The following is an 11,274-nucleotide window of genomic DNA, read 5'->3' on the forward strand; positions in this document are numbered from 1 at the left end:
ATGTCACAAACACAACAAGCAATTTATGCAGCAAAACGCAAAGCACGTCGTTTTGCTGTACAAGGCGTCTATGAATGGCAAATGAGCCATAACCCTGTTCATGAAATTGAAGCACGCACCCGTGCTGAAAATGCCATGCACAAAGTCGACTTAAACTACTACCACGAATTGCTGACTCAAATCGTGGCAGAGCACGAAGCATTAGATGCCTTGCTGATTCCTGTACTTGATCGTGAAATTAATGCGCTTGATGGTGTTGAGCTTGCAACTTTACGTCTAGGTGCTTACGAATTACGTCAGCATTTAGAAATTCCATACCGTGTTGTTTTGGATGAAGCGATTGAGCTTGCCAAACACTTCGGTGGTGCAGACAGCCACAAATACATCAATGGTGTATTGGATCGTTTAGCACAAGTGCTACGCGAAGCTGAAAAACAGCAAGACTAATGTGTTGTCGAACGCTATGGCCGAATTTTCGCTGATTGATCGCTATTTCAAAACTGCTGCATCTGCACAGGTCGACTTAGGTATTGGAGATGATTCGGCTATCGTTTCCCCACCCGTGGGGGAACAGCTGGTGATCTGCACCGATACACTGGTTGCAGGTCGCCACTTCCCACTTTCTACTGCTGCACATGCCATTGGCTGGAAGAGTGTTGCTGTCAACCTTTCCGATTTAGCTGCAATGGGTGCAACCCCTCACAGTATTCTCTTGGCACTCAGCTTGCCACAAGTCGATGACGCTTGGCTCGAAGGTTTTAGTCAGGGGCTATTTGACTGCTGTGCCCCTTACAACGTGCAATTGATTGGTGGAGATACCACACAAAGTCCACATTTAACCATTAGTGTCACTGCATTGGGCTGGATTCCAACGGCTCAGGGCATTACCCGTTCGGGTGCACAGGTCGGTGACTATGTCGTGGTCAGCGGACAAATCGGTGATGCTGCATTTGCTTTACAACACTTGGGGCATCCTCTACAGCAGCGGCTAGACTATCCAACACCTCGCTGTGAACTTGGACAAAGTTTACGAGGACTGGCATCAAGCATGATTGACATCTCTGATGGTCTCGCACAAGACTTGGGGCATATTTTAAAAGCCTCAGGGGTTGGTGCAACCTTGTCTCTTGATCAGCTCCCGCTTGACCCTGCTCTACAGGTCTTAGCGCCTGAACAACGTTGGCAATATGCCCTTGCAGGCGGCGATGACTATGAGTTGTGCTTTACTCTGTCTAAAGACAATTATCAGCGTTTATGTCAGTTGAACCCAACCACACCATTTACCATCATCGGGTCGATTCAGGCTGAGTTCGGTTTAAGACTGGAATACCAAGGGCAACCTCAATCCTTACCATTAAGCGGATATCAACACTTTGCATAAACCACCTATTAAATTCCAAGACATGTCTTGGTTTGATCGCTGCGTCGTGTTTTGTGGCGTCGGCTTAGGCTCAGGTCTAGCACCCAAAGCACCCGGTACATTTGGCTCAGCCTTTGCACTCTTGTTTATTCCGATCTGGATTGCCTTGGGCTTTTATGGCTCGGTATTCGCAATCATTGTGATGTCCCTTGTCGGGATCTGGATTTGCGGGCATACCGCCAAAGTGATTGGCGTACATGATGATGGACGGATTGTTTGGGATGAGTTTGCAGGACAATCAATTACTTTATTGCCTTTAATCTTTTTTAATGTAATGCATATACAATGGGCACTGATTGGCTTTGCGTTATTCCGCCTGTTTGATGTGTGGAAACCATGGCCGATTCGTATTGCTGACCAAAAGGTTGCAGGTGGCTTCGGTATTATGCTGGATGACATTATTGCAGGGATTTGGGCTGCATTATGTATTACCGTATATTTAGTACTTTCAGGGGCTTAACGCCATTTAAGTAGGTTATTATGTCAACTACCGTGATTATTCTTGCTGCTGGTAAAGGCACGCGCATGCGCTCTAAATTGCCAAAAGTGTTACAACCATTAGCAGGGCAACCTTTACTCGGTCATGTGATTCAAACTGCAAAACAACTCCAAGCTCAAAATATTATTACCATTTATGGGCATGGCGGTGATTTGGTCAAAGATGCTTTCAGCCATGAACAGATTCAATGGGTGGAACAAGCTGAACAACTCGGTACAGGTCATGCCGTACAAGTCACTTTACCTGTTTTGCCACAAGACGGGATTTCCCTGATTCTATACGGTGATGTGCCGCTTGTACGCCAGCAAACCTTAGAGCAACTGCTCGATGCCTCAAGCCAAACGGGTATTGGCATGATTACCCTCACGGTAGACAATCCAACAGGTTACGGTCGTATTGTGCGTGAAAATGGTCAAATTCAAGCCATTGTCGAGCATAAAGATGCCTCTGATGCACAGCGCCAGATTCAAGAAATTAACACAGGCATTTACTGTGTCAGCAATGCCAAATTACATGAATGGCTGCCAAAACTATCCAATAACAATGCTCAGGGCGAATATTACCTGACGGATATCGTTGAAATGGCGGTGGCTGAAGGTTTAGAAATTGCATCGATTCAACCTGAACAAGCCTTTGAAGTTGAAGGCGTGAATGACCGTATTCAACTTGCCGCTTTAGAACGTGAATTCCAAGCGCAACAAGCACTCGAGTTGATGCGTCAAGGCGTGACTTTAACCGATCCAAAACGCTTCGACTTGCGTGGTCAGCTCAAAGTTGGTCAAGACGTGCGTATTGACATCAATGTGATTATTGAAGGCGATTGCGAACTCGGTGATGGTGTGGAAATTGGTGCAGGCTGCGTATTAAAAAATACCAAAATTGCCGCAGGCACCAAAGTTCAGCCTTATAGCATTTTCGATGGTGCGGTCGTCGGTGAAGATACTCAAATCGGGCCATTTGCCCGTTTACGTCCAGGTGCAAAACTGGCCAATGACGTGCATATCGGCAACTTTGTTGAAGTGAAAAACTCAAGTATCGGCTTAGGCTCTAAAGCCAACCACTTTACCTATTTAGGTGATGCTGAAGTCGGTGCGGGCTCAAATATCGGTGCGGGCACGATTACCTGTAACTATGATGGTGCAAATAAACACAAAACCATTATTGGTGATGCCGCATTTATTGGTTCAAATAGTTCACTGGTTGCGCCAGTCAAAATTGGCAATGGTGCAACGATTGGTGCAGGCTCAGTCATTACCCGAGATGTGGTGGACAATGCACTGGCTTTTGAACGCGCTCCACAAATTGAAAAAGCAGATTATCAACGTCCCCAAAAGACTAAGAAATAAGAGGTAAATCCTATGTGTGGTATTGTTGGTGGCGTTGCCGAACGAAATATCAGTGAAATTTTAATTGAAGGTCTCAAGCGCCTTGAATACCGTGGCTATGACTCGGCTGGTCTGGCTTTAATTAATCAAGGTCAAGTGCTACGTGAACGTCGCGTGGGTAAAGTGGTTAACCTTGAAGAAGCAGTGAAATCACATCAGGTCTCTGGAAACCTAGGCATTGCACATACCCGTTGGGCAACGCATGGGAAACCAACCGAAACCAATGCGCATCCACATATTTCAGGCAAAGTTGCTGTCGTGCATAACGGCATTATTGAGAACTACGCTGAGCTGAAAGAAGACTTACAAACGCTGGGTTATATCTTCAACTCTCAAACAGACACCGAAGTGGTTGCTCATTTGGTGGCTGAAGCACTCAAAACTGCAGATTCACTTTTGGTTGCAGTACAAAGCATCGTGTCTAAACTCAAAGGTGCTTATGCACTGGGTATCGTCCATGCCGACTATCCAAATGAACTGATTACAGTCCGTGAAGGTTCTCCACTGGTGATTGGTGTGGGGATTGGTGAGAACTTTATCGGTTCTGACCAGTTGGCATTATTGCCAATCACCAACCGCTTTATCTACCTTGAAGAAGGTGATATTGCGCGTTTAACCCGTACCAGCATTGAAATTTATGCGCACGGTACACAAGCGATTCAACGCCCTGTGAAAGAGCTTGATGCAACCGTCAGCAATTCATCGAAAGGTGAATACAAGCACTACATGCTTAAAGAAATCTATGAACAGCCTGAAGCGCTGCAACAAACCATTTCTCAAGCATTGAATGGCGATGCTTTGCGTGAAGATTTCCTTGCCAATGCGGAAGTTGATTTTAACAATATCGAGCAAATTCAAATTATTGCCTGTGGTACCAGTTACCATGCAGGCATGATTGCCAAATACTGGGCAGAGCAATTGATTGATGTGCCTTGCCAAGTCGAAATTGCCAGTGAATTCCGCTACCGTTCGCCTGTGATCATCAACCGTACCTTGTATGTGTGTATTTCACAATCAGGGGAAACCGCAGATACTTTGGCAGCGCTACGCGATACACAAAAACGTGCCGCAGCAAAAGGCTTGAACATTTCAACCATGACCATCTGTAATGTAGCAACCTCATCGATGGTTCGCGAAACAGATCATCACTTGCTAACACTTGCTGGCCCTGAAATTGGCGTCGCTTCAACCAAAGCATTTACCACACAGTTGGCTGCTTTAATGTTGTTGTTACTGAAAATCGGTCAAGTCAAACAACGCCTATCTGCTGAGAAAATTGCTGAAATTACCCGTGAGTTATGGCACTGTCCAAAAGTTGTTCTCGATACTTTACAACATAATGCCGAAATTTTGCGTTTGTCTGAATTGTTTGTTGAAAAGCAACACTGCCTGTTCTTGGGTCGTGGTACGCACTTCCCGATTGCACTAGAAGGTGCATTGAAACTCAAAGAAATTTCTTACATTCATGCAGAAGGCTATGCGGCGGGTGAACTCAAGCATGGCCCATTGGCACTGGTTGACAATGACATGCCTGTGGTCATTCTTGCGCCACAAGATGACATGCTCGATAAACTCAAATCAAACATGGAAGAAGTGCAAGCGCGTGGTGGTGAATTGTTTGTTTTTGCCGATGAGCAAAGTGGCATCAATGAAAAAGACCGTCAACACGTGGTGAAAATTCCAAGCGTGAATGAATGGCTTGCGCCAATCGTCTACAGCGTACCTGTACAGTTGTTGTCTTACCATGTTGCGGTACTGCGCGGTACAGATGTGGATCAGCCACGTAACTTGGCAAAATCGGTGACGGTCGAATAATTCTGTGATCGGTGGATTAAAGGAAATGTGTTTAGACAATATAGTTTTAAACTAAACATTAAAGTTCTAAACTGTAACAATATAGTTCTAAACTAGACATTAAAGTTGTAAACTAGATAAACCCAGCTATACTGATTAAAAAGTAGGCTGGGTTTTTCTATGAGTAGAACACCAAGATTCTTCACACCAGAACAAATTCACAAAAGAATAAAAAGTGGTCGTGGACAAGGTATGGGAAAAGATTACCAACCATGGCTGACTATTCAGGATGTACCCTCTCGTGGGGTCTCTCATCGTATTTACTCTCATAAAACGCAAAGAGTTCATCATTTACTTTCTAATCTGGAACTGTATGTTTTTTTGATTTTAGATTGGTCTAGTTCTGTTCAGGATATTCGGGAACAATTTCCTTTGAATCTAGATGACACAAAAGAAATCTGTTTAGAGCATGGTTTGAGACATCCCAGCATACAAGGCTCAGAACAGGTCATGACTTCCGATTTTCTGATTGATACAAATGATAAGAAACAGCCTCAGTTTGTGATTCAGGTAAAGCCCTTAAAAGAGCTCATCAAAGAAAGAACTATCGAAAAACTCGAAATTGAACGTCGATACTGGGAGGTTAAAGAAATCCCATGGAGTATTGTGACGGAACAAAATATTCCCACAACTGCCCGAAAAAATCTTGAATGGTTGAGCCCTTTTATTACTGAACAATTAGAGCCTGATATCTGGGATAACCTACATACCATTTCTTATTATTTTTCAAAAAAACCTGGGATTTCTATCATTAAACTCTGTAAAGAGATTGATATTCAAGAAAGAACTACGGCTGGAACAACCCTACAATATTTAAGAACCCTTATAGCAAATCGTTTTATTAAATTTGATATCCAACAGCCATTCCAGAAATTAACAGGATCGGACCTGGTGTTTGATTTAGAGGTATCTTATGTGGCAAATCAATGAGGTCGTTAAATTTGATGAAAGCCACTACCGGATTTTATTCTTTCAATCTGGTGAAATCATATGGATTCATATGGAGGAAGCCAAAGGAGTTCCATCTTTAGTTCTTGAAGAACAACTTTCACAATGGATTGATGAAAAACGCTTATTTAGAAGTTCAGACCCTTTTGAATATCTTAAGTCTATAGAGCCACCCGTAAACTCAGTCGCTTTTGAAAAACGTGCTCAGGCTTACCGAATTATTGAACCAATCGTATATGACACGGGCTGTTTCAATGAAGAGATTAGAGCTAAACGGGTTCGTTTAGTAGAGCAGACAAATATCGCAACTAAGGCGACGATATACAAATACCTACGCCGCTATTGGCAAAGAGGCCAAATTCCAAATGCCTTATTGCCAGATTATAGAAATGCTGGTGCACCAGGAAAGCCAAGAACCTTGGCAGGTTCTAAAAAGTCAGGGGCAAAGCGTAAATTTGGCGATGGAACTGGTATTAAAATTACGCCAGAAATTGAAAGGCTCTTTCGGTTAATCGTTGAATCTGAATTATTAAATGACAAGAAAATTAATATCACATCGGCTCATCGACAATTTGAAGAACTTTTTGTCCAACATTACCCACATATAAAACAAGGAGATATTCCTACACGTAGACAATTTGACCATTTCTACAAACGTGAATATGAACTTCCTCAAAGGATAGAAGCCAGAACTCCTGTATTAAGTTTCCAAAAAGATGTACGTCCATTAAGTGGAACTGCTACAGCAAATACGCTTGGGCCTGGTAGTCGTTATGAAATTGATGCGACTATTGCCGATATCTATTTAGTTGCTGATGATGATCGAAGTAAGATTCTAGGTCGTCCTATCCTATATGTAGTGGTTGACGTTTTTAGCAGAATGGTTGTGGGATTCTATATCGGATTTCATAATCCATCCTATGTTGTTGCCATGCAGGCGATTGTAAATGCTTGCAGTGATAAAGTCAGTTTATGCAAATTGCTTGGAATTGATATCGAGCCAGAACAATGGCCAACCCTAGGTTTACCTGATGCCATTCTTGCTGACCGTGGTGAAATGATGAGTCATCAGGTCGAACGCTTAGTCCATGGTTATAATGTTCGTATTGAAAATGCACCTGCCTATCGAGGGGATGCAAAAGGTATTGTTGAACGCTATTTCGGAACATTACAGGCAGAATTCAAACCTTATGCTCCTGGAGTAGTCAAAGGAAATCGTATTCAAAAACATGGCGAAAGTGATTACCGTCTTGATGCGGTTTTGCCTATTTCTGCCTTTGCCAAAATGATCATAAAGACAATACTTTATCGTAATCAGTATCATGTATTGGATACTTATGACAGAGATGCAGATTTCCCTCCAGACCTACCCTCAATTCCATTACATATATGGAACTGGGGAATCCAAAACCGTACAGGCCATCTTCGTACTGTAGATCCAGATACTTTACGAATCATGATACTACCTCGTAAGAAAGTTTCCATTTCCACTTCTGGTGTCAATTTATGGGGCCTGTATTACATTGGATCAGAGATACTCAGAGAAGGCTGGCTACATCGTAGTAAAGAAGTCACTCGCCCACAGGATCTTCAAGCGGCCTACGATCCAAGCTGTGTAGATAAGATATATTTATTCCCAAAACATGATAGTACAATCTATTGGGAATGCTCTTTATCAACCAAAAGTCGTCAATTTGCGGGTATGTCTTTTTGGCAAGTGTGGGAGATACAAGATCAAGAAAAAAATCTACATGCGATTGAAAAGGATAATAGCAAAGCTGCTCGTAGAGAGCTGGATCAATTTATTCGTGACACTATTGCTGAAGCAAAAAAAATGGCGACCAACTCTGGTGTATCCAATCGCCAGCGTTTATCTGAAATAAAATCGAATAAAAAGTCTGTTCGTGAAAATGAGAAATTATCGAATACTTCCTTAAAAACTGATAAACATCCTAAAGATCAAGGAACGATTATTTCATTTAAGCCAAAACAAGATGAATCAAGCTATCCGCAGTTCGTTCCAGGTCTTTTTGATGATGAGGATGATCAATCATGACAAATCATATAATATGAAATGCAGAATATCAGGACACTGGTGTTCATGCTTATAAAGATAATCCATTCATTGAGGCTCTACCGCCTATTCAAGAACCTTTTGAAGATACAAAAAATCTTATCTCAAAAGTAACGCCTACTCTTGATGATATAAAACAGAAAAGGGTTATTCGTGCCCATAATATCCATCAGATCACAGGCTCATTTTTCCAGCCTTTGGCAATGCATATGTTACTGAGTGAACGTATTTCTCTCATGATTCGTGGAGGATATGTTGGTCGCAATCCAAATACAGGGAAATTACAACAACATCTGCAAAATGGTTATGAAAGATTGCGAACAAGTGACCTTAATGCCAAACGCTTTGATGAAACAGAGTCAACTGCTCATAGCATGGCTATCATTGGCTGTTCAGGTAGTGGTAAGACGACCTCTTTACGAAGAATACTAGGGGCATATCCTCAAGTCATTTTTCACCCCACATTAAATTGCCATCAAATCGTCTATTTAAAGATAGATTGCTCGCATGATGGTTCACTCAAAGAGCTTTGTCTCAATTTTTTTCGAGCGATTGATAAAATCATCGGTTCAAATTATGAGAAAAAGTATGGGATGAAAAGACATGGCGTAGAAACCATGCTTGCCCTCATGGCGCAAACAGCCAATATGTTTGCCTTAGGCCTGTTAGTCATTGATGAAATACAACATTTGAGTCGAGCAAAGTCTGGCGGTTCAGAGAAAATGCTGAACTTCTTTGTCACCATGACCAATACCATTGGTATTCCTGTGCTGTTCGTGGGTACACCTAAAGCTAGAGACATCTTTGATCTTGATCTACGTTCCAGTCGACGTGCTGCTGGTTTAGGGTCTATCTTTTGGAACCCAATCCCCCAATACCTACCTGATCAGAAGAGTCAAAACCCTGAGTGGATAGCATTTACCAATACGCTTTGGAAGTTGCAGTATTTGCAGAAAAGAGACCCTATCTTAAATGATGAGATTCGAGATACCTGGTTTGATTTGAGCCAAGGTATTCTCGATATTGTAGTAAAACTTTTTATTTTGGCCCAGTTACGTGCCCTCGCAACGGGAGCAGAAACGATTACTGTAGAGCTGCTGAAACGTGTTTATGAGGATGAACTGAAACTTGTACATCCTATGCTCAGCGCATTACGTTCAGGTATACCTGAACGGATAGCTCAATTCTCAGATTTGGCTGTACCCGATATGGATAAGAAAATCATCCATCTTATTCAGAAAATCTCTGCATCCACCGTTGAATCCGAAGAAGACCGAGCCTTAAAACAGTTGAGTAATGATGATCAACGACGTGTATATCTGATGCTAAAAGATGAGTTTCCATCAGACTCCATCATCTTTGCCATTCAAAAAATTGTAGCGTTAAAACCCCAAATATCCAGACAACAGCTCTTGGCTGCTATTGTTCAAGCAATGGAGACAGACAATACACCCTCACAAGCACCAGCAACCAAAAAGAAAAAACAACGGATTAGCTTAAAACAATGGAATGAGTTGGCAGATACCGATCTTCGTCATATTTTTTCGATGAATCCAACCAGTTCAGAAAGTATTTATACCCAATTAGACCGTCAAGGTTTAATTCTGCAAATGTCAGACCTGTTGTCATAGTATGGGGTAAGAATCATGTGGAATTTTCCAACACCACTTCCTGATGAGCTGATTTACAGTACCATCGCCCGTGCTGGATTACATCATGGCATTCAAAGTCCTAAACAGTTACTTGATGAGGTTTACCAAGATAGAAAAGTCGTTGCTACCATAGACTTACCCAGTCATTTAAATGCTGTCGTACATTTATTAGAGCGAACTGGCTGTTTTAGTTTAATAGACCTGATTTATAAACATACCATTTTTGGTTTATATGCACCTTTTGTTCAGGAATCTCATCGACAAAAAGCAATCACCTTAATGGCTGAGCAGGCATCTGGCTCTGTTCATCTTATGCTTGGTCTGAATGCTTCTAGGGTCCCCAACAACACCAAATTTCGTTACTGTCCAATCTGTATACAGCAGCAACGAGAAATTTATGGAGAGTATTTCTGGAATAGAGCTTGGTTTCTACCCAACCTTTCAATCTGCCTGAAACACAATTGTTCACTTCTGTCTCAAGATTATATTCAACAACAGCATCGGCATCTTTTCTTGCCCTTATTACCAAATCAAACTCAGGACATACCTAATCCCTACTTCAAGGAAGACTTCATATTAGGGAAAATGGCTGTAGAGTTATTGCAACTTGAACCTCAACCATCGCCAAGCTATGAACAATGGACTAGGTTTTATTTGGAAATTGCTGATGCAAAAAATTTCCGTAGAGGGAATCATGTATGTCATGAGCAAACTTATGAGCAGGTGATTAAAAATTTTAATATTGGTTATCTTCGTTCTAAGAATTTAGGGATTGATCCTGATCAAGATACATCTTGGTTTAGATCGATTTTCAGAAAGCATCGCAAAGCCTTTAGTTTCTTGGAACATTGTATTGTCTGGTCTTCATTTATACCCGAAATATCACCTAAAGAAATTATGCAATATGTCAGCTCTATTTGACAGTGTTGCATAAACACCAATATTATAGCCATCTACAGTTCCTGTAGATTGATAACCACTTATAGATGAATGACTATCACTGGTTGCTTTACCATAACCTGTCATTAAACCTGCTGCAAAATGTTGATCTTGACTGTTGTCCAACTGGACTAGATCAACACCCAACTGAACTGTAGATTGGTTTGTTTGAGTTGAAATTTGCCCTGTTGTATCTTTAAATTTGGTACGGTCTGTAGTGCCTTTGATCCACACTGTTTGCGAATTTGTTTTGCCGGCGGCAAAACGATCTTGTAGATTGATCTCAAATAATGTATTTGCAGCAGCTAGATTTGCTAAATAAGATCCGGCCTCAGGGCGTAATGTTTGTGTTGCAGATGTATTTTTACTGCTGAGAGGCTTTGTTGCACAAACCTATCTGTAAAGGCTTTTTCAGCGATATAATTTTCAAATGAAGAAGCCTACACACAAAATCTACCGTACAACCAATTGGCCCGCATATAACCGAGCACTCATGAGTCGCG

Annotated in this window: 8 protein-coding genes and 2 pseudogenes; 9 read left to right on the forward strand and 1 reads right to left on the reverse strand. The window is 41.8% G+C overall.

Annotated elements, in window-relative coordinates; all coding sequences use genetic code 11:
- From nusB to GBN19_RS09395, 9 genes and pseudogenes are all read left to right on the forward strand, one after another.
- On the forward strand, window positions 1-447 hold the full coding sequence (gene nusB / locus GBN19_RS09355; protein WP_151777951.1) for a transcription antitermination factor NusB: 447 nt from the start codon (window positions 1-3) through the stop codon (window positions 445-447).
- 16 nt (window positions 448-463) lie between these two features.
- Window positions 464-1,381, forward strand: a complete 918-nt coding sequence (gene thiL / locus GBN19_RS09360) for a thiamine-phosphate kinase (RefSeq protein ID WP_151777952.1) — start codon at window positions 464-466, stop codon at window positions 1,379-1,381.
- Window positions 1,382-1,403: 22 nt separating this feature from the next.
- On the forward strand, window positions 1,404-1,880 hold the full coding sequence (locus GBN19_RS09365) for a phosphatidylglycerophosphatase A family protein (protein ID WP_151709459.1): 477 nt from the start codon (window positions 1,404-1,406) through the stop codon (window positions 1,878-1,880).
- Between the two features lie 20 nt (window positions 1,881-1,900).
- Entirely contained in the window at window positions 1,901-3,265 is a 1,365-nt protein-coding gene (gene glmU, locus GBN19_RS09370) for a bifunctional UDP-N-acetylglucosamine diphosphorylase/glucosamine-1-phosphate N-acetyltransferase GlmU (protein WP_151777953.1), read from the forward strand.
- A 12-nt stretch (window positions 3,266-3,277) separates the two neighbouring features.
- Window positions 3,278-5,119: a glutamine--fructose-6-phosphate transaminase (isomerizing) gene (gene glmS / locus GBN19_RS09375; protein ID WP_151777954.1), complete on the forward strand. Its 1,842-nt coding sequence runs from the start codon at window positions 3,278-3,280 to the stop codon at window positions 5,117-5,119.
- Window positions 5,120-5,278: 159 nt separating this feature from the next.
- Complete coding sequence (locus GBN19_RS09380) at window positions 5,279-6,088, forward strand: heteromeric transposase endonuclease subunit TnsA (protein ID WP_031953563.1); 810 nt, start codon at window positions 5,279-5,281, stop codon at window positions 6,086-6,088.
- On the forward strand, window positions 6,072-8,162 hold the full coding sequence (locus tag GBN19_RS09385) for an integrase catalytic domain-containing protein (protein ID WP_151777955.1): 2,091 nt from the start codon (window positions 6,072-6,074) through the stop codon (window positions 8,160-8,162). Before GBN19_RS09380 ends, GBN19_RS09385 begins: the two co-directional genes overlap by 17 nt.
- A 68-nt stretch (window positions 8,163-8,230) precedes the next feature.
- Entirely contained in the window at window positions 8,231-9,811 is a 1,581-nt protein-coding gene (locus GBN19_RS09390) for an ATP-binding protein (protein WP_375707867.1), read from the forward strand.
- A 15-nt stretch (window positions 9,812-9,826) separates the two neighbouring features.
- Window positions 9,827-10,750, forward strand: a pseudogene (locus tag GBN19_RS09395) (TniQ family protein); the annotation flags it as partial.
- Here GBN19_RS09395 and GBN19_RS09400 read toward each other — a convergent pair.
- Window positions 10,715-11,065 (reverse strand): annotated as a pseudogene (locus GBN19_RS09400) (autotransporter outer membrane beta-barrel domain-containing protein); the annotation flags it as partial. The pseudogenes GBN19_RS09395 and GBN19_RS09400 overlap by 36 nt on opposite strands.
- Between the last annotated feature and the right edge of the window lie 209 nt (window positions 11,066-11,274).

The sequence above is a fragment of the Acinetobacter brisouii genome (genome assembly GCF_008993995.1).
Classification (GTDB): Bacteria; Pseudomonadota; Gammaproteobacteria; order Pseudomonadales; family Moraxellaceae; genus Acinetobacter; species Acinetobacter brisouii_A.